Origin of the sequence: Chromatocurvus halotolerans, assembly GCF_004340525.1 — a bacterium.
GTDB classification, from domain to species: Bacteria; Pseudomonadota; Gammaproteobacteria; order Pseudomonadales; family Halieaceae; genus Chromatocurvus; species Chromatocurvus halotolerans.
In genome coordinates this window covers 20,757-47,585 of sequence record NZ_SLWX01000013.1, presented here as the reverse complement: position 1 = coordinate 47,585, position 26,829 = coordinate 20,757, and the positions used below count along the sequence as shown (strand labels likewise).

30 protein-coding genes and 1 pseudogene are annotated in these 26,829 nt (G+C 60.9%); 16 read left to right on the top strand and 15 right to left on the bottom strand.

Annotation, left to right across the window (positions count from 1 at the left end; translation table 11 throughout):
• Positions 1–11: 11 nt before the first annotated feature.
• Positions 12–560 carry a DUF2058 domain-containing protein gene (locus EV688_RS13320; protein ID WP_117319027.1) on the bottom strand — a complete coding sequence of 183 codons (549 nt, stop codon included), beginning with the start codon at positions 558–560 and terminating at the stop codon, positions 12–14.
• Positions 561–734: 174 nt separating this feature from the next.
• Here EV688_RS13320 and EV688_RS13315 point away from each other — a divergent pair, with 174 nt between their 5' ends.
• Positions 735–1,094 carry a hypothetical protein gene (locus EV688_RS13315; RefSeq protein WP_117318976.1) on the top strand — a complete coding sequence of 120 codons (360 nt, stop codon included), beginning with the start codon at positions 735–737 and terminating at the stop codon, positions 1,092–1,094.
• A 50-nt stretch (positions 1,095–1,144) separates the two neighbouring features.
• Complete coding sequence (locus EV688_RS13310) at positions 1,145–1,570, top strand: hypothetical protein (RefSeq protein ID WP_117318977.1); 426 nt, start codon at positions 1,145–1,147, stop codon at positions 1,568–1,570.
• A 30-nt stretch (positions 1,571–1,600) separates the two neighbouring features.
• On the opposite strand, the gene EV688_RS13305 is transcribed toward EV688_RS13310, so the two are convergent.
• Positions 1,601–2,806 carry a CynX/NimT family MFS transporter gene (locus EV688_RS13305; protein ID WP_117318978.1) on the bottom strand — a complete coding sequence of 402 codons (1,206 nt, stop codon included), beginning with the start codon at positions 2,804–2,806 and terminating at the stop codon, positions 1,601–1,603.
• Positions 2,807–2,984: 178 nt separating this feature from the next.
• On the opposite strand from EV688_RS13305, the gene EV688_RS13300 reads away from it, so the two are divergent.
• The 8 genes from EV688_RS13300 (at position 2,985) to hepT (ending at position 10,625) form a co-directional block, all read left to right on the top strand.
• The gene (locus EV688_RS13300; RefSeq protein ID WP_162883954.1) at positions 2,985–4,172 is read left to right on the top strand and encodes a GGDEF domain-containing protein; all 1,188 of its coding nucleotides are present in this window, start codon (positions 2,985–2,987) and stop codon (positions 4,170–4,172) included.
• A gap of 12 nt (positions 4,173–4,184) precedes the next feature.
• Positions 4,185–5,252, top strand: a complete 1,068-nt coding sequence (locus EV688_RS13295; RefSeq protein WP_205686690.1) for a tRNA-queuosine alpha-mannosyltransferase domain-containing protein — start codon at positions 4,185–4,187, stop codon at positions 5,250–5,252.
• A complete protein-coding gene (locus EV688_RS13290) occupies positions 5,249–5,995 on the top strand; it encodes an alpha/beta hydrolase (RefSeq protein WP_205686691.1) in 747 nt (248 codons plus the stop codon). Before EV688_RS13295 ends, EV688_RS13290 begins: the two co-directional genes overlap by 4 nt.
• A 69-nt stretch (positions 5,996–6,064) precedes the next feature.
• Entirely contained in the window at positions 6,065–7,123 is a 1,059-nt protein-coding gene (locus EV688_RS13285) for a 3-deoxy-7-phosphoheptulonate synthase (protein ID WP_117318981.1), read from the top strand.
• Between the two features lie 137 nt (positions 7,124–7,260).
• A complete protein-coding gene (locus EV688_RS13280) occupies positions 7,261–9,045 on the top strand; it encodes an alpha/beta hydrolase-fold protein (protein WP_205686692.1) in 1,785 nt (594 codons plus the stop codon).
• Positions 9,046–9,087: 42 nt separating this feature from the next.
• Positions 9,088–9,801: an arsenical resistance protein ArsH gene (gene arsH / locus EV688_RS13275; protein ID WP_117318982.1), complete on the top strand. Its 714-nt coding sequence runs from the start codon at positions 9,088–9,090 to the stop codon at positions 9,799–9,801.
• A 39-nt stretch (positions 9,802–9,840) separates the two neighbouring features.
• Positions 9,841–10,230 carry a type VII toxin-antitoxin system MntA family adenylyltransferase antitoxin gene (gene mntA / locus EV688_RS13270; protein WP_117318983.1) on the top strand — a complete coding sequence of 130 codons (390 nt, stop codon included), beginning with the start codon at positions 9,841–9,843 and terminating at the stop codon, positions 10,228–10,230.
• Positions 10,215–10,625 (top strand): type VII toxin-antitoxin system HepT family RNase toxin, encoded by a 411-nt coding sequence (gene hepT, locus EV688_RS13265; RefSeq protein ID WP_117318984.1) that lies wholly within the window; start codon positions 10,215–10,217, stop codon positions 10,623–10,625. The genes mntA and hepT overlap by 16 nt, the downstream gene beginning before the upstream one ends.
• A gap of 33 nt (positions 10,626–10,658) precedes the next feature.
• On the opposite strand, the gene EV688_RS13260 is transcribed toward hepT, so the two are convergent.
• Positions 10,659–11,144 carry an Lrp/AsnC family transcriptional regulator gene (locus tag EV688_RS13260; RefSeq protein ID WP_117318985.1) on the bottom strand — a complete coding sequence of 162 codons (486 nt, stop codon included), beginning with the start codon at positions 11,142–11,144 and terminating at the stop codon, positions 10,659–10,661.
• Positions 11,145–11,279: 135 nt separating this feature from the next.
• On the opposite strand from EV688_RS13260, the gene ilvB reads away from it, so the two are divergent.
• Positions 11,280–13,106, top strand: a complete 1,827-nt coding sequence (gene ilvB / locus EV688_RS13255; RefSeq protein WP_117318986.1) for a biosynthetic-type acetolactate synthase large subunit — start codon at positions 11,280–11,282, stop codon at positions 13,104–13,106.
• Positions 13,107–13,127: 21 nt separating this feature from the next.
• Here the strand turns inward: ilvB and EV688_RS13250 are convergent, their stop codons facing one another.
• The 3 genes from EV688_RS13250 to EV688_RS13240 all read right to left on the bottom strand — a co-directional run bounded on the left by EV688_RS13250 (position 13,128) and on the right by EV688_RS13240 (position 14,875).
• Positions 13,128–14,120 (bottom strand): OmpA family protein, encoded by a 993-nt coding sequence (locus EV688_RS13250; protein ID WP_117318987.1) that lies wholly within the window; start codon positions 14,118–14,120, stop codon positions 13,128–13,130.
• The gene (locus EV688_RS13245; protein WP_162883955.1) at positions 14,117–14,518 is read right to left on the bottom strand and encodes a DUF4398 domain-containing protein; all 402 of its coding nucleotides are present in this window, start codon (positions 14,516–14,518) and stop codon (positions 14,117–14,119) included. The genes EV688_RS13250 and EV688_RS13245 overlap by 4 nt, the downstream gene beginning before the upstream one ends.
• Positions 14,519–14,668: 150 nt before the next feature.
• A complete protein-coding gene (locus EV688_RS13240; protein WP_117318989.1) occupies positions 14,669–14,875 on the bottom strand; it encodes a CsbD family protein in 207 nt (68 codons plus the stop codon).
• Positions 14,876–15,109: 234 nt separating this feature from the next.
• Between EV688_RS13240 and EV688_RS13235 the strand changes: the two genes are divergently transcribed.
• The 5 genes and pseudogenes from EV688_RS13235 (at position 15,110) to EV688_RS13215 (ending at position 19,637) form a co-directional block, all read left to right on the top strand.
• A complete protein-coding gene (locus EV688_RS13235) occupies positions 15,110–15,868 on the top strand; it encodes a Crp/Fnr family transcriptional regulator (RefSeq protein WP_117318990.1) in 759 nt (252 codons plus the stop codon).
• A 204-nt stretch (positions 15,869–16,072) separates the two neighbouring features.
• Positions 16,073–16,810 (top strand): Crp/Fnr family transcriptional regulator, encoded by a 738-nt coding sequence (locus EV688_RS13230; protein WP_117318991.1) that lies wholly within the window; start codon positions 16,073–16,075, stop codon positions 16,808–16,810.
• A gap of 130 nt (positions 16,811–16,940) precedes the next feature.
• On the top strand, positions 16,941–17,324 hold the full coding sequence (locus tag EV688_RS13225; RefSeq protein ID WP_131917661.1) for a PA2779 family protein: 384 nt from the start codon (positions 16,941–16,943) through the stop codon (positions 17,322–17,324).
• A 115-nt stretch (positions 17,325–17,439) separates the two neighbouring features.
• Positions 17,440–18,294 (top strand): annotated as a pseudogene (locus EV688_RS13220) (PA2778 family cysteine peptidase); the annotation flags it as partial.
• A 149-nt stretch (positions 18,295–18,443) separates the two neighbouring features.
• Positions 18,444–19,637, top strand: coding sequence for a diguanylate cyclase domain-containing protein (locus EV688_RS13215; protein WP_162883956.1), 1,194 nt, complete (start codon positions 18,444–18,446; stop codon positions 19,635–19,637).
• Here the strand turns inward: EV688_RS13215 and EV688_RS13210 are convergent.
• From EV688_RS13210 to EV688_RS13175, 9 genes are all read right to left on the bottom strand, one after another.
• The gene (locus EV688_RS13210; RefSeq protein WP_117318995.1) at positions 19,627–20,538 is read right to left on the bottom strand and encodes an NAD-dependent epimerase/dehydratase family protein; all 912 of its coding nucleotides are present in this window, start codon (positions 20,536–20,538) and stop codon (positions 19,627–19,629) included. The genes EV688_RS13215 and EV688_RS13210 overlap by 11 nt on opposite strands.
• Positions 20,539–21,234 carry a phosphoadenylyl-sulfate reductase gene (locus EV688_RS13205; protein WP_240624412.1) on the bottom strand — a complete coding sequence of 232 codons (696 nt, stop codon included), beginning with the start codon at positions 21,232–21,234 and terminating at the stop codon, positions 20,539–20,541.
• A 184-nt stretch (positions 21,235–21,418) separates the two neighbouring features.
• The gene (locus tag EV688_RS17465; protein WP_162883957.1) at positions 21,419–21,583 is read right to left on the bottom strand and encodes a YceB family lipoprotein; all 165 of its coding nucleotides are present in this window, start codon (positions 21,581–21,583) and stop codon (positions 21,419–21,421) included.
• A 46-nt stretch (positions 21,584–21,629) separates the two neighbouring features.
• Positions 21,630–21,941, bottom strand: a complete 312-nt coding sequence (locus EV688_RS13200) for a BON domain-containing protein (RefSeq protein ID WP_117318996.1) — start codon at positions 21,939–21,941, stop codon at positions 21,630–21,632.
• A 107-nt stretch (positions 21,942–22,048) separates the two neighbouring features.
• Entirely contained in the window at positions 22,049–23,101 is a 1,053-nt protein-coding gene (locus tag EV688_RS13195) for an AI-2E family transporter (protein ID WP_205686694.1), read from the bottom strand.
• A gap of 98 nt (positions 23,102–23,199) precedes the next feature.
• Positions 23,200–24,426 carry an IS256 family transposase gene (locus EV688_RS13190; protein ID WP_117318998.1) on the bottom strand — a complete coding sequence of 409 codons (1,227 nt, stop codon included), beginning with the start codon at positions 24,424–24,426 and terminating at the stop codon, positions 23,200–23,202.
• A gap of 145 nt (positions 24,427–24,571) precedes the next feature.
• The gene (locus EV688_RS13185) at positions 24,572–24,787 is read right to left on the bottom strand and encodes a DUF3185 family protein (protein WP_117318999.1); all 216 of its coding nucleotides are present in this window, start codon (positions 24,785–24,787) and stop codon (positions 24,572–24,574) included.
• Between the two features lie 125 nt (positions 24,788–24,912).
• A complete protein-coding gene (locus EV688_RS13180; protein ID WP_117319000.1) occupies positions 24,913–25,071 on the bottom strand; it encodes a CsbD family protein in 159 nt (52 codons plus the stop codon).
• A gap of 300 nt (positions 25,072–25,371) precedes the next feature.
• Positions 25,372–26,769 carry a mechanosensitive ion channel domain-containing protein gene (locus EV688_RS13175; RefSeq protein ID WP_117319001.1) on the bottom strand — a complete coding sequence of 466 codons (1,398 nt, stop codon included), beginning with the start codon at positions 26,767–26,769 and terminating at the stop codon, positions 25,372–25,374.
• Between the last annotated feature and the right edge of the window lie 60 nt (positions 26,770–26,829).

The window sequence follows — 26,829 nt, the reverse complement described above, 5'->3', positions numbered from 1 at the left end:
GGGGCTCCCCGTTACCACATCAGGTCGTCGGGGATGTCGTAATCCTTGTACCAGTCCTGCTCTTCGGCGGAGAGTCCGCTGTCGCCGGATTCCTGGCAGAATATGACGCGGCTGTCGTCGCGCTCCGCGATCTTGTGGGCGACCGGCGCGGGCACCAGTTCGTGCCCGTCGCCAAGACGCGCAATGGCGAGGTTGCCGGCGGAGAGCTGCTTCTGCTGCATGCCCGTTACATACAGCTTCTTGACCTTTTTGCCGTCCGTGAAGTTAAAGCCGATGTCACCTCCGGCTCGCGGGAGCCGGTGATTCTCGATCAGCTGGCGAATCTGGGCGTTGATTGCCTTGCGTCGGGCATCGGCGTCGCGGGCCTCATTCAATTCCCGTGCACGGCGCGCCTTGTCCGCCAGCGCCTCCTGGGCCGCTACCTTGTTCTCATCGACCAGCGTCACGCCTGCCTTGCGTGCCACGCGGTTATCCTTGCGTTTCGCTTTTTCCAGCTGCTTTGCCTTTCTGGCATCCGCCAGTCCGGCGTTCAGCAACTGGTCCTGCAGAGAGCCTGCCATGACGTCAGCCTGTGGTTGATGGGAAAAGTTTGGCGCCGCGCTGCCGCACCGCATGATATCTGCTAGCCTTCGTAATCATTCGCATTCTATGCTGGAGTTCGCCGTGGAAGCAAAGCCGAAAACGTCCGAGCCCGGGCTGCAGGCACTTCGCCGCAGGGCACGGGCGGGCAGGTCATGATCGGCCTTGCGAACCCCGGCGACCTGCTCGGCGGCCATCTTGTGTTTGCCGCCCTGCTTTCGCTCACGTTTGCGCTGGTCACTATGGCCTATCTCTGGGTGGCAGACTGCGCCGCGGCGCGGCTGACCCGGATGCAGATGGTGGTGCTGAATACCCTGTACCTCGGCTGGCAGACCAATATCGCGTTCATGGCCGTGATAGCCCTGCATGCCGCGCACGGACTCCTGCAGCAACAGCCCCTGCTGCTGGAGGCCGGCTGGCGCATGGCACCGTGGATGCCGTTGTCGGCCGCAATTCTGTACGCCTTGATGCTGATTTTCAGTCTGGCATTCTGGTGGCAGTCGGAAAAGCGCTAGACTTTTCAGCAAAGCTGGCGCCCGGCCGGCAGCAGAGGATGGGAGTGTCCATGGACGATTTTACCAAACGCTATGCGCTGGTTCTGGCGGCGGTCGCTGTGCTGGGGCTTGCCTGGTGGGTCTTCAATCGCGATAACGTGGCCGCAGAGATCAACGCCACGCTTGAGCGCGATGCAGAGCTCGCTGATTATCCCTACACCTTTCGCGTTGTCCGTATCGATGAGGGCGTGGCAACGGTAACGAGTCCACGATCCGCGCGGGTTCCGGTCATGCAGTTTCTGCGCACGGCGTTTCCGGAACTTGCCGACGTGCCGGTCGATCACCCCGACATGACGGCAGCGCAGGAGCGGCTGGTCGCCATGCAGTCAAGAGCGGCGGATATTATCTCGGACCATGCGGAAGTTCGCGCCGTCGAGTGGCAGATTGACGAGGACTGGTACTCGAGCCGCGGTGTCTACATTGACACCGCCCGCTGACTGTCGCTCCCTGGTGTCGTCGGTGCCGCGTTACCCACCGACGAATCGGCGGCGGCCAGCGCCGAGGCCAGCCAGGGTGCCAAGCAGTGCGATCATGCAGAACATGACGGCGACGGCATTCCAGTTTCCATACCAGTCGTAGAACGTGCCAACCATCAGCGGGCCCATTGCCGCGAGCGTATAGCCCACACTCTGCGCCATGCCGGAAAGTCTTCCGGTCATGGTCGCATCCTGCGCGCGCAGAACGATGAGTGACAGGGCAACGCTGAAGGTACCACCCTGGCCGAGACCCAGCACAACGGCCCAGGCGGTGCTGGAAGACAGCGGGGCGTAGACGATACCCAGCAAGCCGGCCAGCGTCAGCCCCATGAACAGCAGCACCGCGGGGCGCTGGTCGCGGAACGCCGTGGCGATCAAAGGGCCGCCGAGAGCGGTCAACAGCTGCGCGCCGATGGAGATGGACATCGTGATACCGCTGTCACCCACGCTCACGCCGCGGGTCTGTAATATGAACGGGAGCCAGCCAAAGACGCAATAGGCGAGAGACGACTGCAGGCCCATGAAAAGCGTCACCTGCCAGGCGAGGCGGTCTTTCCAGATGGCGTTGGGAGCGGGGCCTGCCGCCCGCGGCTGGGCTGTTCGACGCAGCTGTGGTGACCAGACAAGAAGTGCCAGCAGCGCAGGCAGGCACCATACCGTCAGTCCCGCCCGCCAGCTGTTGTCGAAGTACGCCGCGACCGGAACGGTAAGACCTGCAGCGGCGGCGGCTCCAAGACACAGCAGCAGCGTATAAGAACCCGTCAGCCGGGCTGCCTGGTCAGGAAATTCGCGCTTCAATATCGCGGGCAGCAGAACACCGATCACACCAATGCCGGCTCCCGCCATCAGCGTGCCCGTGAACAGGCCCAGGGGAACCGTTGTTGCGCGCAGCATACAGCCCGTGCCCAGCACAGCGAGGAACAGGCCGATGGTGCGCTCGCTGCCGATTCGTCGCGCCAGCCACGGTGCCAGAGGTCCGAATATGCCGAGACACAGCACCGGCGCTGTGGTCAACAGACCGGCGATGCTGGGACGCAGTCCGGTCGAGGTCTGGATATCACCGAGTATCGGGGCCACGCTGGTCAGTGCCGGCCGCAGGTTGATGGCAACGGCGAGCACGCCCAGGAGAGTCAGCCATCCGGGAACCGCCGGGGGTGTTCGCGTCTCTGCTGTTCTGTCCGGTCTGTCGGGGCGCATCGGGTCTCCGGGCACGCGGGTGGGCCATTCGTGACTGGGCGGAGCACAGTCTACGACATGCCGGTATACTTTCCCCGCCGATGATCATCGCGAGCAGGAAAATGATAACAGTGAGAGCTGTCCAGCGCGGCAGATGTGCCCTGGCCGGCGAGCAGCAGGCCAGCACAGGGACACTGACATGCCGTTGAATTCCATACAGGCCCTGCAGTTGACGCTGGTTGTCATCAGCCTTCTGTTTGCGGGCGCCTGTTTTCTTGGCTGGCGACTGTTTGGCAGGCCGAAGCACGCCCTCATCTGGTCTGTGGCCTTCCTTCTCGCCGCACTCCAGTATGGGCTGAATCTGCTGCGGGATGAGGTGCCCGTGTACGAGGCCTGGTGGATTGCCGTGAACAGCCTGTCCTGCCTGCTGGTCATGACGGCCGCGGCAGGCCATCGCGTGCGCCTCAAGCTGCCGACACCGCTCTCGATGGGTGTTCTCGTCTTTGCGGGTCTGTCGGCAGCGCAGGTCGTGTTCACGGTCCTGGTTCCGCGCATTGATATCCGGGTTGCCCTGGCGCCGGGCTTTGCCTGTATCGCATTTATGCATGTTGCCTGGGTTCTCTACCGCTACGGTCCTGAACCGAGACTGGCGCAGCAGGTGGCGGCGGGCGTCCATCTGCTGTTTGGCCTGGCCCAGGGACTTGCCGCGGGTATCGCGCTGCAGTTTGGTCTCGAGCCTTCCCAGGGTCAGCGCGATGCCTACAATCTGGTTAACTTTGCGCTGATGCCAACGTTTTTTGTGGCGATGGGGATTACCGCCATTTTCCTTCTCGGTACGGATCTGGCGACCCGCCTGAGACAGTTGGCCGTGACTGACAGCCTCACCGACCTCAGCAACCGGCGAGGCTTCATGCAGGCATCGGCGCGCCTGCTGGCGCAGGCGCAGCGCCGGCATCAGGCGCTGACGCTGGTCATCGCTGACCTGGATTTCTTCAAACGTATCAACGACAGGTTTGGTCACGCCGTCGGCGATCATGCCCTGGTGCATTTCAGCACTACCCTGGCCAGTGGACTGCGGGGAGAAGATGTTGCGGGTCGCATCGGCGGTGAAGAGTTTGCGGTTCTTCTGCGGGGTGATGTCAGTGACGCACGCCGGGTGGTAGCCCGCTTACGCGAAATCCTGGTGCAGCAGCCGATGTCTGTCGCCGAGGAGGTGGTGCCTCTCAGCGCCAGTTTCGGCATCGCCGAATGGCAGGGCGAGGCGCAGATCGAGGCGCTGCTGATCCGCGCTGACAGGGCGCTTTACGAAGCCAAGGCCGCGGGTCGTGACACGGTGGTGCTGGCTTCACCGGGCGAGGCTGCCGGCGCCATGGCCGCTGCCTCCTGATCGGTTCGTAGTGTGGCGCGCTTGCCGGAGCGTCCTCGGGTCTGGTTGCTGTCGGCCTATCGTGCAGACAGTCACGCGGCCTGGGCGGACTGGCTGGTGACAACCCAGACGCACTGTCGCTGGCGACGCCTGGAGCTGCCGGGCCGCAACTTTGCCTGGCGCATTCGCGGCAACCCCCTGTCCTGGCTCGACAGCCTGCCGGATGAGACCCCCGATCTGATCGTCGCCACGTCAATGGTGGATCTCGCCACGCTCAAGGGGCTCAATCCACGCCTCGCTCGTGTGCCGACGCTGTATTATTTCCACGAGAACCAGTTCGCGTACCCGGTGGGGGAGAACCAGTTCCGCTCGCTTGAACCGAGGATGGTGCAGCTTTACGGGGCGCTGGCGGCCGATCGCCCGGTGTTCAATTCTGCGTTCAACAGGGATACCTTCCTGAGCGGTGTGTCTGAATTGCTGAAAGCCATGCCCGACGCCGTTCCGGAGGGCGTGTCAGAGCGCCTGGCACAGGCAAGCGCCGTCTGTCCGGTGGCAATAGACCCTTTGGTCGGCATGGCGCCAGGCGCTCGCGACCCCCGACTGGTGGTGTGGAACCACCGCTGGGAGCACGACAGGCAGCCGTCAATGTTTGCGGATGTCATGCTCAGGCTTGCGAACGAGGGTGTGACGTTTCGTCTTGCCTTGCTGGGCAAGCGTCCGAGGCGTGTACCGGAGCCCCTGACCCGACTGCGCGAAGCGCTGCCGTCGCAGATTGTCGCCGACGGGATGCTGCCGGGAGCGGCCTATCGCGATCTGCTCGCCGGTGCCGGTATTGTCGTGAGTACTTCGCGTCATGAGTTCCAGGGCCTTTCCGTGCTGGAGGCGGTGAGCGCCGGCGCATGTCCACTGGTCCCCGATGCACTGTGTTATCCGGAGATGTATCCTGCAGCCTGTCGCTATCCCGCCGGCGATGCCGAGGCACTCGTGTCACGCCTGCGTGCCTGGCTGACGGGGGGATTGCCGCCGTCGGTGGATGTATCACCCTGGTATTCGGATCGCTTGCAGCCGCGATGGAAGGCGCTGCTACAGGAGCTAGCATGACCCCGTCATTTTTCACCTCGTCCCGCGGGCAGCGCCTCGCCTACCGTTACCGGACGCCGGACACGGGTTCACGGACCTTTGTCTGGCTGTCCGGCTTCAAGTCGGACATGAACGGCACAAAGGTCGTTGCGCTCGAGCGCTGGGCGGCCACTGCCGGGCTTGGTTTCCTGGCCTTCGATTACAGTGGGCACGGCGCCTCAGAGGGCGCTTTCGAGGAGGGCACCATATCCCGCTGGCGCCAGGACACGCTGGACGCTGTCGACGCGCTGTCTAGCGGGCCGTTGGTTCTGGTTGGATCGAGCATGGGCGGCTGGATGGCCCTGCTTGCCGCGCTTGCCCGGCCCGGGCGCGTGTCGGGCATGGCGTTGGTGGCGCCGGCGCCGGACTTTACCGAGAAGCTCATGTGGGCCGGTATGCCCGAGGACGCCCGCTCAGAAATTCTCGAACAAGGCTACACGTTAAGGCCGTCCGATTACGACGAGCCGTACCGGATCACCCGCACGCTGATAGAGGATGGGCGTGACTGGCAGCTGCTGGATGCGCCGCTGGACATCACGTGTCCGGTACGCATTCTCCAGGGCATGTGCGATGACGACGTGCCCTGGCGGCATGCGGAGCGTCTCGTGGCAGCGCTGACGACGCCTGATGTCACGCTGACGCTGGTCAAGGACGGCGATCACCGCCTGTCTCGGGATGCAGACATTCTCAGGCTGCAACGCTGCTGTGAAGAGCTGTCTGCCTGAGACGCGCTTGCCCCCGAGGGCCGTGTTCGACACAATCGCCCGTCACGCAAATCCGGCGACCGACAGACCATGAGCGATTCCACCGACGACATCCGTATTCTGCGCGCGCAACCGCTGATCACGCCCTGGGTCCTTGCTGGTGAGTTGCCCTGCTCGGAGAGTGTGAGCGCGTCGGTGGCCGCGGGACGGCGTCAGATCGAAGAGGTCATGACCCGGCGCGATTCCCGATTGCTGGTGATTGTCGGTCCCTGTTCCGTGCACGATCCGGCGGCGCTGCTGGAATTCGCACAACGCCTGCGGGACCACTGTGACACGCTGTCCGATGCATTGCTGCCCGTGCTCCGGGTGTACTTCGAGAAGCCGCGATCGGTGGTGGGCTGGAAAGGTCTGATCAACGATCCCGATCTGGATGGCAGTTATCGCATCAACCAGGGTCTGCGGCAGGCACGCAAACTGCTGCTCGATGTTGCGGCAATGGGACTGCCGGCGGCAAGCGAGTTTCTGGACACCACCTTTGGCCAGTATTATGCGGATCTGGTCAGCTTCGGCGCCATCGGTGCGCGCACGGTGGAGAGTCAGGTGCACCGCGAGCTCGCCTCGGGCCTGTCAATGCCCGTCGGCTTCAAGAACGGCACCACGGGCGATATCGACGTCGCCGTCGACGCCATTCGCAGCGCGGCGCACAGCCACTGGTTTCCCTCACTGACCAAGGAAGGTACCCCGGCCATTCTGCAATCCACGGGCAATCCCCATGGCTACCTGATCCTGCGCGGCGGACGCGATGGTCCGAACTATCACGCCGAGGCGGTGCGCAATGCGGCGGCACGACTGGCGAAGGCTGACCTGCCCCCCTCGCTGATTGTCGACTGCAGCCACGGCAACAGTAGCAAGGATCCCCAGCGGCAGGCGCAGGTTGTCGCCGATCTCTGCGACCAGATCGAGCAAGGCCAGCCGGCCCTGCGTGGCCTGATGCTCGAAAGCCATCTGGTGGGCGGGAACCAGCCTGCGGGGACGCTCGGGGAGCTGCGCTACGGGCAAAGCATCACGGATGCCTGCCTGTCACTGGACGATACGCTGCCGTTGCTGGATCAGCTGGCGGCGGCGGTGCGACGGGCTCGCGCTGACTGACGGGACCCTGCCCGCAGGAACCTTCCGTGCCTGGTCTCACTCGCAACAGACAGGTTGACAAATAGCAGGGTGGCAATTGCCCCGTGTCAGAGCCGGCACCTATACTGGCGGAATCACCCAGCCCGGAGAGGTAACCCATGATCCCTGCCCTGAATGGCGTTCGCCGCTTTCTCCGCTGTTTCTGTAGTGGCTTTGCCTGCCTGTCGATGGTATTCCTGACGGCGGTATCCCGCGCCGATGACGCGGCGCAGGTGACCGCAGCATCCGGCGCGGTGTTTCAGGTATCGCTGCCCTCGGGCCGGGACGACGCGCCGCTGGACGGACGACTGCTGCTGTTCCTCTCGAACAATGACAGGGATGAGCCGCGCTTTCAGGTATCGAATGGTCCACAGAGCCAGCTGGTATTCGGCAGAGACGTCAACGGCTGGCGGGCTTCTCAGTCTATGACGGTCGATGCCGCCGCCGCGGGCTATCCCCTGGGATCACTCGAAGAGCTGCCCGCAGGCCGCTACCGGGTGCAGGCGCTGCTCAACCGCTATGAGCTGTTCACCCTGGCCGATGGCCGGGAGCTGCTTCTTCCGCCGGACAAGGGCGAGGGCCAGCAGCTCACGCGCAAGCCGGGCAATCTGTACTCGGAACCGATGTGGGTGGATCTGGGGCCGGGGGGTAAAGACCCCGTGCGACTGACGCTCAGCGAGGAAATTCCGGCGATTCAAGCGCCTACAGACACACGCTACGTCAAACATATCCGCCTGAAAAGCGAACTGCTGTCGACGTTCTGGGGCCGACCCACCTACCTGGGGGCGCAGGTGCTCCTCCCCGAGGGCTTTGACGCGCATCCGGAGGCCCGTTATCCACTGGCGGTTTTTCATGGGCATTTTCCGAGCGATTTCAGCGGCTTCCGCGAGACGCCGCCAGACCCCGACCTCGAGTGTGAATACAGCGAACGCTTCGACATGCCCTGCTACAACCGCGTGGTCCAGGAGCACGCCTGGGAGTTCTATCAGGCGTGGACCGGCACCGATTTCCCGCGCATGCTGATCATCCAGATTCAGCACCCGACGCCGTATTTCGATGATTCCTACGCCGTTAACTCGGCCAACATGGGCCCTTACGGCGACGCTATCACCCACGAGTTGATTCCGCATATCGAAGAACGCTTTCGCGGCATCGGCGAGGGCTGGGCGCGATTCCTGTATGGCGGATCAACCGGTGGCTGGATCGCATTGGCCGCCCAGGTGTTCTATCCCGACGACTACAATGGCGCCTTCGCGGCCTGTCCGGACCCCATCGATTTTCGCGCTTACGCGCTGGTTGACATCTACCAGGACGAAAACGCCTATTTCCTCGAGGGCGACTGGAAGCGCATCGAGCGTCCGCGCAGCCGCACGACGCTGGGCCAGGTCACGGCCACCTTGAAGCAGGTGCAGCAGAAAGAGCATGTCCTGGGGACGAAGGGACGCTCAGGCGGTCAGCGTGACATCTGGCCGACGCTGTTCGGGCCCGTGGGCAAGGATGGCTACCCGCAACACCTGTGGGACCGGGAGACGGGCGTGATTGACCCCGAGGTGGCCGAGTACTGGCGGGAGAACTATGACCTGCGGCACATCCTGGAGCGTGACTGGGCAACCCTCGGGCCAAAACTGAAAGGCAAGATTCACATCTACGTCGGGGAAATGGACAACTCCTACCTCAACAACGCGGTGTATCTCATGGAGGATTTTCTCGAGAGCACGACCGATCCCTACTACGCGGGTCTGGTCGACTACGAGCCGCGGTCGGGGCATTGCTGGAACGGTGACCACGAGCGCCCGAATGCGCTGTCGCGGCTGCGCTACAACCAGATGTATGTGCCGCTGATCCTGAAACGGATCGAGGAATCGGCACCGCCAGGGGCAGATACGGAAAGCTGGCGCTACTGACAGTGGCGCGGGGGCGTCGCTGCGGTACATCGCAAGGGAGAGATGACGATCAATACGCCGAATCTTGATGAGCGGCAGGTGGAATCCATTGATGGTGCACACCTTGCCGTTAAAGCCCCCTCGACGCATCCGCCGCGAATCCTGCTGCTGTATGGCTCGCTGCGTGAGCGCTCCTTCAGTCGGCTCGCGGTCGAGGAGGCGGCGCGACTGCTGCAGCGCTTTGGCGCTGAAACCCGTGTCTATGATCCCAGGGACATGCCGCTCCCGGATGGCGCCGACCCCAGCCACCCGAAAGTGCAGGAGCTGCGCGATCTTGCCGCCTGGAGCGAAGGCATGGTGTGGTGCAGTCCGGAACGTCACGGCGCCATGACAGGCATTCTCAAGGCGCAGATCGACTGGATTCCGCTGTCGATCGGCGCGGTGCGGCCGACCCAGGGCAAGACGTTGGCCGTGATGCAGGTCTGCGGTGGCTCGCAGTCGTTCAACGCCGTCAACCAGATGCGGATTCTCGGCCGCTGGATGCGCATGCTGACCATTCCGAACCAGTCCTCGGTGCCCAAGGCCTTCCTCGAATTCGACGACAACGATCGTATGAAGCCCTCGCCCTTTTACAATCGCATTGTCGACGTGATGGAGGAGCTGGTGAAGTTCACGTTGCTTACCCGCGACCGGGTGGACTACCTGACTGACCGCTATTCCGAGCGGGTGGAGAGCGCCGAGGCGCTGTCGGCAAGGGTCAACCAGCGCAGTCTCTGACGTTTCCTCCTTCCGGGGTCAGAAGGGTACACTGCGCACATGGAAGAGATTGAAACTAGGGTCACCGAGGTGCTGGGGCATTATCAGAACCTGCGCCTTGCCATTCTCTTTGGCTCGCAGATCACGGGGGAGGCAAGCCCCGCGAGTGATATTGACCTCGGCCTCCTGGCCGAGTCGCCGCTCAGCGCGGCGTTCAAACTCGAACTGATGCAGAAAATTGGTGCGGCCTGCGGACGCCCTGTTGATATCGTCGACCTGAGCATCGCCGGCGAACCCATTCTCGGCGAGGTATTCAAAGGCAGGCGATTGCTCGGTGACGCGTCGACCTACGCGCAGCTGCTTTCCCGCCATCTCATTGACTCGTCGGACTTCCTGCCGCTGCATCGCCGCATTCTGGCGGAGAGGAGGGAGGCGTGGATGCGATCCTAGAGCAGAAGGTGGAGTCGCTGCGCCGCTGTATCCAGCGGGTGTCGGAGAAAACCCCGGACGATGTCAGCCGGTTGATAGACGACGCGGACCTTCAGGACATCCTGGTTCTGAATCTTGCGCGTGCTGTTCAGCTCTGTGTGGACATCGGCAGCCATTTCATCAGTCAGACTGAGGAGCCCGCCCCGACAACCATGGGGTCCGTTTTCACGACATTGGCGAAGTTGAACATCATTTCTGCGGCCACGAGTGAATCTATGCGCAAGGCCGTGGGATTCAGGAACGTTGCTGTGCACAACTACGAGGCGATTAACTGGGAGATTGTGTTTGCGATCTGCACTCGCTCTCTTGATGATTTCCGCCAGTTTGCGCAGGAGATAGCCGCCCTTGATTCTTGAACCTCATCCGCTGCCACGCAAATCGGGGTGATCTCACAGCGTCATCTGTTCCACATCCAGCGGCAGTTCCGTGGTGATCTTCACCCGCGACAGGGCCGCGTTGGAGTGGATCTCCTGTACCGTGGGCATCTGTGACAGCTTCTGCCGGAACAGGGTCTCGTAGGTGTCGATATCCCGGGTGACGATCTTCAGCAGGAAATCGTAGTCGCCCATGACGGTGTGGCACTCCAGCACCTCGGGCAGATCGCGGATCTGCTCCTCAAACTCGGGCAAGGAGCGCTTGCCGTGGGCGGACAGCTTGACGCGGGCAAATACGGTGACATTCAGACCGAGCTTGCGCTGGTCCAGCAGCGCCACGCGGCGCTGTATGACGCCGATGTCCTCGAGGCGACGGATGCGTCGCCAGCAGGGTGGCTGGGTGAGACCAACCTTTTCGGCAATCTCCGCGGCGCTGAGTCCGGCGTCCCGCTGCAGTAGCTGAAGTATACGGCGATCGAGCTTGTCCAGTTTCTCCGGCATGATTGCATCGCCTTTAACTTGAAATGAGTATATATAATACGCAATCGACGCCTGGCGCAGACTATTTTAGATGATAATTGCGGCGCATAACGCTTACATTAACGCACGTGAAATTCCGCTTCGGACCCAGTCGTTATGAGCACGGACAATGTTACCTACGCCGACACCACCACCATCACCGGCGGTGCCCTTGCTGACATACAGCCCGACCAGCGCGAGGGTGCCCTGCGTGGCGCCCAGCTGCTGGCCAAGGCCCTGCAGGCGGAGGGTGTCGACGTTCTGTTCGGCTACCCTGGCGGCGCCAACCTGGAGATTTTCGATGTCCTGCGCGAGTACGACATCCAGTGCATTCGTACGGAGCACGAGCAGGGTGCGGTACATGCTGCCCAGGGCTACGCCCGGGCCAGTGGCCGGGTCGGCGTATGCCTGGCAACCTCGGGGCCCGGTGCGACCAACCTGGTGACCGGCATCGCCGATGCCAACAGCGACTCCACGCCGGTTGTCGCCATCACGGGCAATGTACCATCACATCTCCTGGGCAAGAACGCGTTTCAGGAAGTGGATATCGTCAGCATTACCCGTCCGGTCACGAAACGCAGCACGCTGGTGAAGCAGGTGGCCGAGATTCCGGCCGTGGTCCGGGAAGCCTTTGCGCTGGCGGGAGGCAACCGGCCCGGTCCGGTGCTTATCGATATCCCCAAGGACATCCAGCAGCACTATCCGCGGGATGCGCAGGGCAATCATCTGCCGCCCCCGATCCCCGCGGCGATCGAACTGCCCGAGCAGGCGGTGGGCGGCCTGTCCGACAACCAGCTTGAGGAAGCCTGCCGGCTTATCGGTGAGGCGCAGCGCCCCGTGATCTACGCCGGCGGCGGGATTGTTGCCGCCAACTGCGCGGACGCCCTGCTGGCGCTGGCGGAGAAGCTGCAGTGCCCGGTGACTACTACGATCATGGGGCACGGGGCTTTCCCTCCCGGCCATGAACTGGCGCTGCAGATCCTGGGCATGCACGGGTCGAAAGCCGCCAACGTCGCGGTGAATGAAGCAGACCTGGTGATTGCCGCCGGCGTTCGCTTTGACGATCGCGTGACCGGCAAGGTCGATGCCTTTATCGCCGACGGCAAGATCATCCACATTGATATCGACCGCGACGAGCTGAACAAGAACAAGAGCGTGACCCTGCCCATCTGGGCGGACATCGGTCCGGCGCTGGCGCAATTGGCCGAGCACGCGAGTTGCGGTGAACACCGGGAATGGCTGGGTTATCTGTCGGGACTGCTGCGGGACTTCCCCTTTGATGTGCCCCGGGGAGAGGCGATCAGTCCGCAGTTTGCCATACAGCTGCTGAGCGAAATGACTGGCGGCGAAGCGATCGTGAGCGTGGGTGTGGGGCAGCACCAGATGTGGGCGATGCAGCACTATCAGCCGCGGCAGTCGCGCTCCTTTCTCAGCAGCTCCGGTTTCGGCACCATGGGCTACGGTCTGCCGGCGGCCATTGGCGCCAAGATCGCCTGCCCCGACCGGCAGGTAATCGACATCGACGGCGATGGTTCGCTGAACATGACCATTCATGAGCTGGCGACCTGTCATCGTTACAGCATCGGGGTGAAGGTCGTGGTGATCAACAACCAGTGGCTCGGTATGGTGCGGCAGTGGCAGGACATGATCTATGAGGGGCATCGCTCCGGTTCGGATCAGTCAGATCCCATGGCGGTTAAGGCACCGGGGGAGACTGACATTTATCCGGATTTTCCGATGATCGCCGCCGGTTACCGGTTGCGCGCCGAGCGTGTTGCCAATCCTGCCGATCTGCCGGCCGCCTTCGCGCGCCTGCTCGAGAATCCGGACGAACCCTATCTGCTGGATGTGATTGTTGATGCGGCGGAGAACGTCTACCCCATGATTCCGGCGGGCGGGACGTATCGCGATATCATTATGGGGTCAGGTCCCGCTGAGACCTGACCCCATACTGGGTTGACGTCGCTAAAGGCGTCTTTGCACCACCGGCGCCGGCGGATTCTCGATAATTATCTCAACGCGCCGATTCTGCTGGCGGCCGCTTGCGGTGTCGTTACCCGTCACCGGGCGATCCATGCCGATACCGGTGGCAGACAGTGATCGCGCTGAGATTCCCCGCTGCGTCAGGTGGATCCTGACTGCTTCCGCCCGCCGCTGCGAGAGTGCCCTGTTGTAATCGGCATTGCCCACGTTGTCGGTATGCCCCTCTATCAGGACGCGCCGGTCCGGATAGGCGTTCAGAAAATCCACCAGTCGGTCGAGGTTGCGGTTCGCGCCGCTCTGCAGTTCGGCGCTGTCGGTTGCGAATAGCACGTCACCCAGGGTGAGGACAAGCCCGCGCTCGGTGGTTTCCGCCTGCAGGGCATTGATCTGGCGCTGGTATTCTTCTGCATCGCGCGCCGCCGCACCCATCATGGCCCTTTCGGACGCCTGTGCTGCGTCCGCTGCGCTGCGTGCCGTTTCCGAATCCACGCGGGCTCTGGCAGCGGCGCTGCGTGCGATCTCGGTTTCTTCCCGTGCTCTTGTGGCCTCGATGCGTGCCAGGCTTGCATCGCTACGCGCCCTGTCAGCCTCACGGGTGCGAGCCTGCAGACGGGCATCCTCACGCGCTTCGCTGAGTCGGGCTCGCTGCTCCTCGGCAAACTGCGTGTTGGCCCTCGCTTCCGCTATCGAGACTTTTCTGTCCGCCATGTATACCCGGTGTGCTCCCAGCGCGGTATCTTCATCCGGTAACGGCTGCTCGGCGATGCGCACAGCTGTCTCTGCTTCGCGAAGCTCGATGCGCGCCCGACCCGAGAGATCCGGATCATTCTGCAGCGCGGTCAGTCTGTTCCGTACGTCGCCAGAACCCTGTGGGCTTGTCGGCGACATGGCGCAGGCCACCACCACCAGAGATGCCACTACCAGTGCAGTTGCTCTCGTTCCGTAATGTGCGAGCGTGTTATTCAGATTCTTCATTGACGATCTCCTCTACGCCGCATTTCTTCCATCATGGCGTCTACGCTGCGCTGCATTTCCCGATTGATCTCCGCCGCCTTGGCTGCTTCCGTGCGCGCGACCGCGAGTTGTCCAGTGATCATGGATTCCTGTGCGAGACGTTCCGCGTCCACCATTTGCTCGGATCGCACCGAGCGGTCGGCCAGCATCAGTTTTTCCCTGGCCTCGTCCAGCTCTGCGGCTGCGTGCTGTCGCGCACCCGACTCCTCGGCGGAGGCGATGGCTTGCCGCGCCGCTTCCATGACTGCGGTGGGCGCCACCGGAGCGGTGCCGCACGCGCTGGCGAGCGCCAGTACGAACGTGACTCCGAGGGCATTGCGCAGATGCGCACTCTTTGTGGCGCGGGTTGACGGATGCATTTTTAAGTTCCTTCCTGGGCGTGCGACCTGTAGAGACAACCGTGCTCGTTGCTCATCTGTAGGGTCTGGTGTCGGAAAAGAGCCCGTATGCACTGGCATTCGGGCCGGCCCGCGTCGGCGAGCTCTGCGGGAAAGCGCTGAGCTCGCTCATCAATCACGGGTTTGTTTCTTCTCAAACTCCCGGATCTGCTTGTCAGCTTCCTCTCTTGTCACACCGTAGGCATGTTGAATCTCACCCGCGAGTTGCTCGCGCTTGCCGTCAATCACATCAAGACGATCATCGGTCAGCTTGCCCCAGTGCACCTTCGCCTTGCCTTTGAATTCCTTCCAGTTACCTTCGATCGTGTCCTTGTTCATGGTCTTCTCCTTGGCAGTCATCCTGCAACACTCAAGCTGTCGAGACAGATTCCGTCTCAGTACACAGCATGCTGCTCTTCCGCGCTGGCGTCTGTGCGTTATCACACGCCTCCACAGGAGTATGCGTGTGACAGCGCACAGAAAATCGGCGGCGTCACCTTCTACCATTATGCAGTGCGAGGTTCGTTGGCTGACCGCCTGCTGGCTACTGTTTTCCTGTCCTGAGAGAAGTTTATGTCACCTATCGCAAACGGTGTTGGGCATCCGCCTGCTGCGGGAAACCAGCTGCTAGACTATTTGCCGAGGCAGCAGCGCGAAGCGGTGCTTGCAAATTGTGACCCGATCAATCTGGTTTTCGGCACGGTGCTCTGCGACGTGGGACAGCCCTTCAGTCACGTTTATTTCCCGGTAAGTGGCAGTATCTCCCTGCTGCGGACCGTGCATGGCCATGAACCTTTTGCAACCGAGAACATTGGATGCGAGGGTATGCTTGGAGCGACGCTGGTGCTGGGCATAAATCAGGCGCCCCAGCGGGCTGTCGTGCATGCTGCGGGACTCGCCTTGCGAATAGAGAGTGAACGGATCCGCGAGGCCATGGTCCGGTTTCCGGCGCTGCAGACGGTTTTACAGCGCTATCTCTACCTGGTGCTGAACGAGCTTTCACAGTCGGCGGGTTGCGTGCGCTTTCATGATGTCGGGAGCCGTCTGGCGCGCGCACTGCTGCTGGCGCATGATCGCGTCAGCGCCGATGACCTGCCGGTACTCACGCACAGGCTCCTTGCGGACATGCTTGGCGTGCAGAGAGGCTCCGTCACGATTGCCGCAGCAAAGCTGCAGCGCCGCGGCATTATCCGCTACAGTCGGGGACGGATAGCGATACTGGATCGCGCCGGACTGGAGGCTGTCGCCTGCGGCTGCTACCGCGCGGGTATTGAGAATTACCAGGCCATGTTCCCGCGATACGCGTCTGAATGTGTGCCCGACAAAGCCTGACGTGATGGCGCGCTGGTATGTGTGCCAGCGCACAGAGTTAGCAGCGGTGCGAGGTAGTCTTGTCTGTGGTGGAAGTACGCCGCATGAACCGAGCGTGTCTACGGTATTCCGGCGCCCATGGCCGCCATGCAGTCTATGGTCACGCGTGTGCCAGGAAAACACCATCACAACATAAACCAAAGCCTGTATTTCAGGAGCATAGCCATGGAGCCGGCCGCACATCCGGAACAGAATCACCTTCTCGCTGCCCTCTCAGTCGATATCCAGGAACGGCTGTTCCCCTACCTTGAACACGTGCCGATACCGCTTGGCAAGGTCATGTATGAGGCCGGTGACAGAATGCGCCACGTTTACTTTCCCACGGACAGCATTGTGTCGTTGCTGTATGTCATGGAGAGCGGGTCGTCAGCGGAAATTTCCGTGGTGGGCAATGAGGGCATTGTCGGCATTTCGCTGTTCATGGGCGGAGAGAGTACCTCCAGCCGGGCCGTGGTGCAGAGCGGTGGCAGTGCCTACCGGCTGCTCGGCCAGAGGCTCGTCGACGAGTTTCACCGCCACGGCGAGTTGATGACGCTGTTATTGCGCTACACGCAGGCGTTGATCACCCAGATGGCGCAGACCGCGGTGTGCAACCGGCATCACAGTATCGACCAGCAGTTGTGCCGCTGGCTGCTGCTTTCGCTTGACCGGCTGTCCTCGGACGAACTGACCATGACCCAGGAGCTGATCGCCAACATGCTGGGTGTACGGCGAGAGGGCGTCACCGACGCAGCGGGAAAACTGCAGAAAAAGGGGGTCATTGAATACCGTCGTGGCAAAATAAAGGTACTCGACAGACCTGAACTGGAGCGACTCAGCTGTGAGTGTTACTCAGTGGTGAAAAGAGAGTCAGATCGATTGCTGAGTACGCCGCCGCGGTCCCGCAGCGCCAGGTCGGCATGAGTGGGCCAAGGTCTATGTGATCCGCCGCACAGACGATCCACTTTCTGGGACCGATACTCCAGGGTCTGCTGCGGGCAGCAATGGTAATTGCGCCATGTTGCACTACAGTCAGGACCAAGGGTGAACCATCATGAAAACCTTTAAGGTGATTACCTCGTCAGTGTGTGTGGCGATGCTTGCAGTCGCACCATCGACGCTCCATGCCGGAATGGTGGGTACCTCCACACTGCTTGCGGTTGAGCGCGCGCAGGTGGGACACGTTCTGCCGCCCGCGGCGACGGTTTCCACGATTGAGCGGGCGCAACTGCGTAACCAGCTGGAAGGGCTGGGGGTCAACCCCGTGCTTGCCGCGGAGCGAGTTGCGTCTATGACGGACTCTCAGCTTCGACAGCTGTCCGTGGGTCTTCAGGAGATGCCGGCGGGCGGTGGCGCGCTGGGCGTCGTTGCCACGGTGCTGGTCATTATCCTGCTGCTCGAAATACTCGGAATCACGAATATTTCGAACAAGGTTTGAGATCGGCTGTCCTGCTGGTGTGTCTGGCATTGGCGAGCTGCGCCAGCGGGCCGCCTATTAAGGACTACGCACTGGCCGACACGCAGGTGGAGCTCGCCGATACGCCTTTTTTCCCCAGACCCGCTATCAGTGCGGGCCTGCTGCCCTGGCGACGGTGCTGGTGGCCAGTGGTGTCGAGGTCGACCCGCAGGTCCTTGCGCCCAGAGTCTACCTTCCGGCGCGGCAGGGCAGTCTTCAGTCAGAGCTGATAGCCGCCACCCGGCATCATGAGCGGGTGCCTTATGTGCTTGCTCCTGATCTGCATGCGCTGTTGCTGGAGATTGCGAGCGGTACGCCGGTACTGGTGATGCAGAATCTCGGACTGAGCCTGCTCCCTCAGTGGCACTACGCCGTGGTGGTGGGCTATGACAGCAGCGCGGATAGCCTTCTGCTGCGATCCGGGGTGGATGAGCGCCTGAGCATGTCGCGGTTGCGTTTCGAGGCAACCTGGGCCAGGGCCGGGCGCTGGGCGATGGTGGCGGCCTCTCCCTCGCTGCCGCCGGTCACAGCGGGGCATGCTGACTGGATTCTGGCGGGCAGTGCGTTCGAGGAACTGGGTCAGCCACTGCTGGCCGAGAGGGCGTATCAGGCGGCAACGCTTCGATGGCCCTTTGACGTGATCGCCTGGAAGGCTTTGGCAAACGCCCGGTTTGCCCAGGATGATCTCAGGGGGGCGGAGTCTGCACTGCGATTTGCGATCCGGCTGGCACCGTCAGCGGCCGCGCACAACAACCTTGCCAATGTGCTGCTGCTGCAAGGGTGTCTCGCTGCCGCCAACGTGGAGCTGGATCATGCCAGGGCCATGGACGACGCAGAGCAGTTTTCCCGCGTGCTTGCAAGCACCGAGTCAACCCTCAGGGCGAGGTCGGAGGACGCCGCGGCCGGTTGCACGTCTTTGCATCCATCACTGGCTGAGAGCATTCCTGATTAGAACCAAGGTCGACAGCCTGAAGTCAAGAGGGAGTCTGTCATTATTTTCACCTTTTGTGTGTTTTCGCACAGAACAGACAAAAACGGCTACCTACTCTCTGTGCTATGGATACGTTACTCAATGCCCTGAACTCGGCCGATGCCCGGAGTATGACCGGCTCCGATCCGGTGCCGGTCGCGGCGGTTTGCCCGCGCTGCAGCGGCTCTCTGGTGCGCATCCGGCGACGCGTGGTCGATCACATTATCTGCCTTTTTACCCCTGTCTGGCGTTATCGCTGCAGTGGGGACAATGGCAATGTGGACTGCAGGTGGCAGGGCAATTTCCATGACCGCGCACCCGGCAGCGGCGTGACATACCAGACCGCATTTGGTGACATGTCCTTTGGCGATATGGCGCAGATCACCCTGAACGCAATCGGTGACGCCGTTCTGGTTGCCGACCCTGGCGGGAAAGTGATCTACATGAACCGGGTGGCCGAAACCCTTACCGGCTGGAAAAGTGCGGAAGCGTTGGGAAAGTGCGTTGAGGATGTGTTTTATATCGTCGACGGTAACACCCGTGAGCGAATGATCAGTCCGTCAAAACGCGCCATGCACCAGGACCGGATTGTCGAGCTGGAACTCGGCAGCATACTGATCCGTCATGATGGGACCGATCTTGCGATCGAGGATTCTGCGGCACCGATTCTCAATCGCCTGGGACAAATCGTCGGTGCCGTTATCGTCTTTCATGACGCACGGGAATCCCGGACTGTGACCGAGATGATGAGCCATCATGCCCAGCATGACATCCTGACAGACTTGCCGAACCGCCTGCTTCTGATGGAGCGTCTTACCCAGGCGATCGGGATGGCAAGCCGCAGCCACAAGCCGATAGCGCTGCTGTTTCTGGACCTGGATCATTTCAAGGACATCAACGATACGTTTGGCCACGCCATTGGCGATCACCTGTTGCGGGATGTCGCTGCGGATATCGTGTCCTGCGTGCGTGCCACGGATACGGTAAGCCGTCTCGGGGGGGATGAGTTCGTCATTCTGCTCACCCAGATCGAGGAGTCGCGCGATGCGGACCACGTGGCCAAAAAGCTGCTGGAGAGAGTGGCCCGCTCCCGCGTTGTCGATGGCCACCGCTTGCGCGTAACGCTGAGTATCGGCATCAGCCACTATCCCGAAAACGGTCTGGACGCGGGAGCATTGATGGAAAATGCAGATGCCGCGATGTACTGCTCTAAGTCCGAAGGGCGAAACAAGTTCCAGGTGTCACCGGGACACCTCGCGATGCCGTTCCCTGCCCGGGCGACTGCCGATTCGTGCCGAAGGACGGCACCCACCGTCAAAACGTAAACAGCTCGCGAAACTTCACCAGGTCCTCAACCATCGTGGTATCACCGGGAAGCAGCCCCTGCAGGCGTTCGTCGCACTCGATGGTGAGGTCCTGCAGCGGCGTGTGTTGCTCGACGTAGATTGTCTCCAGCGAAGGATAGACTTCCTTCAGCGCGGCTACCAGTTCTGCCGTCGACATGCTGCGGTGGGACAGATTGTACACATCCGACTCCATGTCCCGCTGTATCATGCGGGCCAGGGTCTCGACAACGCGGTAGACACTGATGTGCGTCATGGTGTGCTCGGGGTTGCCGTGGACCGCCACCCGGTTACTGAAATGTGCATCAAAGATAGACTGGTTCACCATGGTTTCCACGCGCAGATTCTTGGAATAGCCATACACATTGGCGCAGCGAACAAGCTGCACGGGGATTTTTTCCATCAGGCGCAGCACATGCTCTTCCCCACGCATCTTTGACAGGCTGTAGAAACTGGTGGGAGCACGGGGGTGATTTGTGTCCGTGATGCTTCCCTGACCATACACGGACTGACTGCTCAGGTAGATAAAGCGCTTGATGCCGGCATCTTCAGCGCTATACACGACCTCTGCGGTGCCCCAGTGGTTGGTCTGTTCGAAATCGTGGGCGTTCTGGTCGGCGTACGGTGTCTCAACCCGCGCCGCCAGGTGGATGACGATATCGATACCCTGCATGGCGCGTTGCAGGCTGCGCGAATCGAGAATGTCCGCGTGCATGAAGCGCACGTTGTTTCCGGGTACCTTGCGCAGACCGGTGAACAGATTGTAGTTGCCCTTGCAGAGGTTGTCGTAAACCAGGACTTCCTCTACGCCGGGTTCGGCGGAAAGCCGATAGACCAGTTCATTGCCAATGTAGCCGGCACCGCCCGTGACCAGAATCCGCATTCAGTGGCTCTCCGAAACCAGTGTTGTATTGAGTCCACACTCTGTCTTGTTCATGCCGAACCAGCGTGCGTTGCGGGCATTGCCTTCGCCGAACGCCTTGCTGGTGCAGGGCTCACAGCCGATGCTCAGGTAGCCGCTGGCCTCCATGGGGTGCTCCGGCAGGTCATGCAGCCGGCGATAGTAGAAGACGCTGCGCGCGTCCCAGTCGAGCATCGGGTGGTAGCGCAGGCAGCCGTGCCGCGCCGGTTCTTCCTGCTGCATCGCCGCGCGGACATCGCTCTGGTCCGATCGCACGCCATTGATCCAGACGTCGTTGGCCTGTAGCACCGGTTCCAGCGGCTGCACCTTGTTGAGATAACAGCAGTAGTCCGGGTCCGAGGCGTATAGCAGGCGTCCGGCGCGATCCATCTGCTTGATCTTGGGAACGTCGGGACGCAGGGCCACGACGTTGAGCTTGAGTGTATCGGCGAGTTGCTCGGCAAAGCGGATCGTGTCCGGAAACAGAAAGCCGGTGCTGGTGTAGTACACCGGAATATCCCGATTGACCCGGCTGATCATGTGCAGCAGTGGAAGGCTCTGCGTCTGAAAGGAGCTGGTCGTGAAGACCCGATTCCCCGCATCCAGATAGGCATGCATGCGCTTCACGATGGCATCTGCCTTCGCATCCAGGTCCCTGCTGTCCAATAGTTGCGCCACGTACCCAGCTCCAAGGATAAAGCGAGGAGTCTACATGTATAACGCGATAGGTTTTTAGACTGTTTTGTTCATAACTTATGCGGCAGGATGCTAAACATCAAACGCCTGGCGCTGAGGAAGAGCGGTGACCGTCACCAGAAGCAGTGACGGTAAGACGATCAGGTTTCAGCGGTAGAGCTGCGGTTCAGCGTTGGACGCTGTCGCCCTCGATGGCGTCACCTGCTTTATCAAGGGCATCGTCGATTTCTTCGCCGGACTCTTCAAACGGACCATCCTGATCGCAGGCAACCAGTGTGGTCGCCAGACTGCTGACGAGCAGTGCGGCTGCAAGGGCTTCAATAATCTTCATGGTTCTGTCACTCCTGGCTGTTGCATATGCCTGTCAAGGCGCAGTTTTACTTAATGGTCATGTTGTTTTTGACGGAACTGACTCCATCGATGCCGCCGGCAATTTCCACAGCCCTGTTCATGGCATCCCGTGATTCCACAAAGCCACTGAGTTGCACAACGCCCTTGAAGGTTTCTACGCTGACCTCACGCGATTTGACGGTGGAATCCTCGACCAGGGCAGCCTTGACCTTGGTGGTGATTACCGTGTCGTCGATGTACTCGCCGGTGCTCTCGTCAGTGGCGCTTCCCGCGCAGCCGAGCGTGCTCATCAGGGTGATGGCAAGTAGCGCCGCCAGGATTGTCTTGATGGGGTTCATGATGTTTCTTCTCCATGCTTCGGGTGGGTTCAATCGGAGCATGACATTAGCCAGCAAGTTAATCTGTGCGCCGGCGCACCGATAGTTAACGGCGGCAGGCGCTTGCTTCAGACCTTGGTTTCCCGCGAGCTCAGCGTGTGGACGAGGCTCGCCTTGATCTCACTCCAGATAGCAACAAAGAAGGCGGTGAGGGGAACCGCGAGTATCATGCCGATAACGCCGTTCAGCGCGGTACCCCAGAAAAACAGCGAAATGATGACAAGCGCCGGGTGCAGCCCCGAGCGTTCCGCCATGATTCTCGGTGTCAGAATCCAGCTCTCGATCAGTTGAACGGCGGCGAATACCACGCCCGTCATGATCAGTAGCTCGATACCGCCCTCTGGCTGAAGATAGGCCATGGGCAGCACCACGATCAGTCCGATCATGGTGCCCAGGAAGGGAACGATATTCAGCATGCCGAGGACCAGTCCGACCAGAACCCCGAACTCCAGGCCTATCAAGGTGAAACTGATTGCGTAAAGGGTTCCCATGCACACGGCAATGAGTAGCTGCCCCTGGAAAAAGGCGGTGATGTACTGCACGAACACGTCCATGAAATACAGCGCCTTTTCCTGGGTGCGGTTCTGGAATACTGACAGCAGTTCGGATGCCTTGTCGCGGAGTAAATCGCCGGAGAATAGCGTGAAGAAAAGGAATAGAGGCATGAAAATGATGCCCGCAAACATTCCAAGATAGGACATGATGGTATTGCCCGTACCTGCGAGGTCCGCGCCAGCGACGTCGTTATCGTCGCCTGTCAAGCGCTCGGCAAGTACGTCGCTCACTTCGGGATAATGAAATTCGAGATACGACTGCCAGCTCAGGAGCACTTCGGGTATCACGGTCATCAGCTGCACTGCCTGGCTGACGAGCACCGGGACCAGGAGGGCGATCAGGCTGAAGATACTGAAGAAGAAGACGGTGAGTAAAAGAACGATGGCCAGCAAGTGTGGCAGACGTAGCCTTTTCTCAAGAAATTCGGCGACCGGGTGCAATACCAGTGCAAGAACGCCGGCGATGGCAAGCGAAAGCAGCAGGTTGTAGAAGGCATTCAGTACCCAGCCGAACGACCATACGATGATGACCACCAGCGCCGTGAGTGCCACCAGAGAAAAAAGCACTGCGGTGTAGCGGAACAGACGAAGCTCAAACGCGTTGAACAGTCGCCTGGCCGGTACCGTGAGGGTATGAAGATTTCTGTGTAAATGGCCGGTTCATGTCAGACAGGTACCCTGTCACCGTACAGAATAATGAACTGGTTCAGCGCCGCTTTCCAGTCGCGGATCGGCATCGTCCACTTCTTTGATGCATTCTGTAAGCCCAGATACAGCAGCTTCCTGATCGCATCGTCGTTGGGGAATGCGCCGCGGCCCTTGATCACTTTGCGCATGCTGTAATTCAGCGACTCAATCGCGTTGGTGGTGTAGACCACCTTGCGAATCGCAGGCGGGTAATCGAAGAACGGAATCAGGCGCTCCCAGTTGCGTTCCCAGCTCGGCACGATTGCCGGATACTGCTCGCCCCATTGGTCGGCAAAGCTGTCGAGAGACGTTCTGGCGGCGTCAGGAGTGGGTGCCGTGTAGATGGCGCGCAACCCACTGGCGACTTTCTTGCGGTCTTTCCAGGACACGTATTTCAGGCTGTTGCGAACCTGATGAACAATGCACAGTTGAACCCGGGTGTGTGGATAAACCGCTTCTATGGCCTCTGGCAGGCCCTTAAGGCCGTCCACGCAGGCGATGAAGCAATCATTCAATCCGCGGGTCTTGAGCTCGTTAAACACGGTGAGCCAGAACTTGGCACCTTCCGTGTTGGAAAGCCACAGGCCGAGCAATTCCTTCTCGCCGTCCATGTTGATGCCAAGGGCCAGATACACCGCCTTGTTGACGATGGTGCCGTCTTCCCGTGATTTCACGAACAGGCAGTCGAAGTAGATGATCGGGTAGACCTCGTCTAGAGGGCGCGCCTGCCAGGCTTTAACCTCGTCGAGAACCGTGTTGGTGACGTTGGAGATCAGCGTTGGCGACACGTCGGCGCCGTAAAGCTCCTTCAGTTCCGCCTGAATCTCCCGGGTGCTGAGTCCGCGTGCGTAGAAGGAGACAATGACGTCGTCAATGCCATCCATCCGGCGCTGGCCCTTGCGAATAACCTGAGGATCAAAGCTGCTGTTGCGATCCCGTGGCACGGAAATCTCGAAGGGCCCATCCTTGCTCTGGACAGTCTTGCCGGTTCGGCCGTTGCGGGAATTTCCTGAGCCGTTGCCAGCGGAATCACTGGGCTCGTAGCCCAGGTGGTCGGTAATTTCGCCCTCGAGCATGGTTTCTACCGCGCGCTTCTTGAGCTGCATCATCAGGCCGTTTTTGCCGAGCAGCGACTCGGCGTCGCCGTCAAAGTCCTTGAGCAGTTCGTCGAGCAGGGACTTTTGTTTTTCTGTGAGATTGGTCATCGTTGCCTCCTGTGGGCAGTATAGTTCGATGACCATTTACACAGTAAAATTTACACCCTCGGTACCGTGGATGGATCATGAGTGCCGCCCCTCTCCTCATCGAACCCGGATTCCTCGATCTTTTGCGGCATCGGGTATTCCTGCTTTAACTACCTCCGGATCGTTTCGAAAGCAGCATGACCCCGCCGGCCACGACAGACGCGGCTCCGAGAATCAGATACCAGGTCGTGGCGTCAGTGAACTGACCGGTCACGGCCTCCGAAACCTGGTCGCCCAGACTCTGGGAGGACTGATAGGCAAAAAACAGCAGAATTGATCCCACAACCAGCAGAACCACAGCCAGAATTCGATGACTCGTCATGTTTACCTCGTCCGTAATCTATCGTAATTGAACAGGGCTGGCGGCAGTGCTGCCGTCACCCTACGACCCACGTTCCCGTCTGAACGTTTTTGGCGTTCAGCGTGTTTAACGGTGTGTCTGTGCGGTTACTTTTTTTCTTTCGCGACGTCGCGCTTGGCCTTGCCGCTGTGTTTTTCGACTTTGCCTTTGGCTTCTGTGCCCTTATCGCCGGTCAGTTTGCCGGTGACTTCCTTTGCCTTGCCTTTTGCCTCATTTGCACGACCTTTGACTTCATTCTTGTTCATTATCTTATCTCCTGCTGATTGTTGCGTTGGCGGATTGCCGGCGCCATGCAATCTGTCCGCAACATGGCGATGACTGCAGGATGATTCATGTACGACTCTGGGTCGGTGCGCTGCCCAACGTATACCGCCCGATGTTGATGCGTCCTGCGGATAACGCGAGAGCCCGATGTTCACGGAGATCTCCACCGTGCGTCGATCGATCCGGAAGGGCATGGCCAGTATTTCAATAATGGTCTGCGCGATAAGCGCGACGTCCGTTGACGGGTCTCTTCAGGTCAACACGGGTGGCCCACCAGGCCATCATTCCTTCGGCGCGGCATGCTGCAAAAGGTCCTGGCCCAGTTCAGTGGCTCGTTCCCGGGCGACCTGTACGTCGAGATCGTGGTTGACCGATACGTCTGCTTCGATGTTGTCATGCGGGCGCGGCTTGCGTTCTCGCTGCTTTGCTGCAGCCGCCGCATCAGTGTCTTCGGAATCGGTGCGGGCGCGGATCAACTGCACTCGGTGGATTGGCTCTGGGGTATCCATCCCCGCATCTTCTATGGCGCACTTGACCTGCCGGATTGCCTCGCTGCGCGTCTTCAGGAAGTCGACCTCGCGCTGGTCGATCCAGGCGGAAAAGTCGATCAACACTGATGAGTCACCCACGGATCGAATGATTGCCTGTGGTTCAGGTTCAGTGCTTGTAGCGGGCATATTGCGCAGGGTTTCCAGGCCGAGAAGCCTGACCGCAGTGAGATCCTGTTCCAGGCCAATCGCAAGGGTGAACTGCAGCCGCCGCAGCGGATTGCGGCTGTAGTTGAGCAGTACGCCTTTGAACACCATGGCGTTGGGCAAACGCAGATGATTGCCGTCCAGCGTCATGAGGACTGTGGCACGGGAATTCAGTGATATCACTTTGCCTTCGTGCTCGTTCACGATGATGTGGTCACCGGGTGAGAACGGTCGCCGCACGTTCAGGAGTACGCCCGCGAGATGGTTCTCGGCGATTTCCTTGAATGCCAGGCCGAGTATGATACCGAGGATGCCGGCGGAGCCCAGCACCGCGCCGACCAGCGCAGTGGCTCCAAGCAGATCCAGCGCGATCAGCACGCCAGCCATCAGCATTACCAGCTGGACCCCGCGACGCAGCACACTATCCAGATAGGGGTTTTCGATGCCCCACCGCAACAGATGCAGCCGCCCCGCCAGCCAGCGACCGAGCCAGACGAATCCGAGGGCGACACCTGCAGCGACAAGGAGCAGCGGCAATGCTGCAATCAGCCGCATCAGCTTTTCCCGCGACTGTGCCAGTGCCGGACTCACGCGATCGCTCAGGCTGGCGTTTATGGCGATGCGCTGCTGAACCGATATCACGCCCTCGATGCTGGCAGCAATCAACTCGGCCAGCTCACGATCGGCGGCGTCAAGCACCGTGCCCGAGAGGACAACGACACCGGCGCTGACCCTCGGGTTGACGCCCTGAAGGTCGTCGTGCCGCGCCAGTCTCGCCGAGAGACGCGTAGCGATGCGTGCATCATCGCGTGCCGTGCGGGCATATTCCTGCGCGACCAGCGCCGGATCAAGGTCTGCCTCTACGGGCGGCGTCTCCGGTTCCACGATAGCGTGCTGCTGCGCTGATGCCAGAAGTGAAAGCGTCGTACAGCAGAACAGAAGGAGCGCAGCGCTCCATTGACGAGTAAAGCAGGTTACGCTCATCAGCGCCTCCGTGGTTCAGTCCGTCCGCGCCGTGTCACGAACGTTCCCGCAGGCGCTCGC

What these genes read in the sequence shown, in the direction of transcription:
- EV688_RS13285 (WP_117318981.1), top strand. Translation starts at nt 6,065, where the DNA reads ATGAGCGATTCCACCGACGACATCCGTATTCTGCGCGCGCAACCGCTG.
- EV688_RS13305 (WP_117318978.1), bottom strand. Translation starts at nt 2,806, where the DNA reads ATGCGCCCCGACAGACCGGACAGAACAGCAGAGACGCGAACACCCCCG.
- EV688_RS13175 (WP_117319001.1), bottom strand. Translation starts at nt 26,769, where the DNA reads ATGAGCGTAACCTGCTTTACTCGTCAATGGAGCGCTGCGCTCCTTCTG.
- ilvB (WP_117318986.1), top strand. Translation starts at nt 11,280, where the DNA reads ATGAGCACGGACAATGTTACCTACGCCGACACCACCACCATCACCGGC.
- EV688_RS13190 (WP_117318998.1), bottom strand. Translation starts at nt 24,426, where the DNA reads ATGACCAATCTCACAGAAAAACAAAAGTCCCTGCTCGACGAACTGCTC.
- EV688_RS13210 (WP_117318995.1), bottom strand. Translation starts at nt 20,538, where the DNA reads ATGCGGATTCTGGTCACGGGCGGTGCCGGCTACATTGGCAATGAACTG.
- EV688_RS13250 (WP_117318987.1), bottom strand. Translation starts at nt 14,120, where the DNA reads ATGAAGAATCTGAATAACACGCTCGCACATTACGGAACGAGAGCAACT.
- EV688_RS13280 (WP_205686692.1), top strand. Translation starts at nt 7,261, where the DNA reads ATGATCCCTGCCCTGAATGGCGTTCGCCGCTTTCTCCGCTGTTTCTGT.
- EV688_RS13300 (WP_162883954.1), top strand. Translation starts at nt 2,985, where the DNA reads ATGCCGTTGAATTCCATACAGGCCCTGCAGTTGACGCTGGTTGTCATC.
- arsH (WP_117318982.1), top strand. Translation starts at nt 9,088, where the DNA reads ATGACGATCAATACGCCGAATCTTGATGAGCGGCAGGTGGAATCCATT.
- EV688_RS13310 (WP_117318977.1), top strand. Translation starts at nt 1,145, where the DNA reads ATGGACGATTTTACCAAACGCTATGCGCTGGTTCTGGCGGCGGTCGCT.
- EV688_RS13235 (WP_117318990.1), top strand. Translation starts at nt 15,110, where the DNA reads ATGTCACCTATCGCAAACGGTGTTGGGCATCCGCCTGCTGCGGGAAAC.
- EV688_RS13200 (WP_117318996.1), bottom strand. Translation starts at nt 21,941, where the DNA reads ATGAACCCCATCAAGACAATCCTGGCGGCGCTACTTGCCATCACCCTG.
- EV688_RS13290 (WP_205686691.1), top strand. Translation starts at nt 5,249, where the DNA reads ATGACCCCGTCATTTTTCACCTCGTCCCGCGGGCAGCGCCTCGCCTAC.
- EV688_RS13245 (WP_162883955.1), bottom strand. Translation starts at nt 14,518, where the DNA reads ATGCATCCGTCAACCCGCGCCACAAAGAGTGCGCATCTGCGCAATGCC.
- EV688_RS13230 (WP_117318991.1), top strand. Translation starts at nt 16,073, where the DNA reads ATGGAGCCGGCCGCACATCCGGAACAGAATCACCTTCTCGCTGCCCTC.
- EV688_RS13180 (WP_117319000.1), bottom strand. Translation starts at nt 25,071, where the DNA reads ATGAACAAGAATGAAGTCAAAGGTCGTGCAAATGAGGCAAAAGGCAAG.
- EV688_RS13185 (WP_117318999.1), bottom strand. Translation starts at nt 24,787, where the DNA reads ATGACGAGTCATCGAATTCTGGCTGTGGTTCTGCTGGTTGTGGGATCA.
- EV688_RS13260 (WP_117318985.1), bottom strand. Translation starts at nt 11,144, where the DNA reads ATGCCGGAGAAACTGGACAAGCTCGATCGCCGTATACTTCAGCTACTG.
- mntA (WP_117318983.1), top strand. Translation starts at nt 9,841, where the DNA reads ATGGAAGAGATTGAAACTAGGGTCACCGAGGTGCTGGGGCATTATCAG.
- EV688_RS13320 (WP_117319027.1), bottom strand. Translation starts at nt 560, where the DNA reads ATGGCAGGCTCTCTGCAGGACCAGTTGCTGAACGCCGGACTGGCGGAT.
- EV688_RS13225 (WP_131917661.1), top strand. Translation starts at nt 16,941, where the DNA reads ATGAAAACCTTTAAGGTGATTACCTCGTCAGTGTGTGTGGCGATGCTT.
- EV688_RS17465 (WP_162883957.1), bottom strand. Translation starts at nt 21,583, where the DNA reads ATGAAGATTATTGAAGCCCTTGCAGCCGCACTGCTCGTCAGCAGTCTG.
- EV688_RS13240 (WP_117318989.1), bottom strand. Translation starts at nt 14,875, where the DNA reads ATGAACAAGGACACGATCGAAGGTAACTGGAAGGAATTCAAAGGCAAG.
- EV688_RS13215 (WP_162883956.1), top strand. Translation starts at nt 18,444, where the DNA reads ATGACCGGCTCCGATCCGGTGCCGGTCGCGGCGGTTTGCCCGCGCTGC.
- EV688_RS13315 (WP_117318976.1), top strand. Translation starts at nt 735, where the DNA reads ATGATCGGCCTTGCGAACCCCGGCGACCTGCTCGGCGGCCATCTTGTG.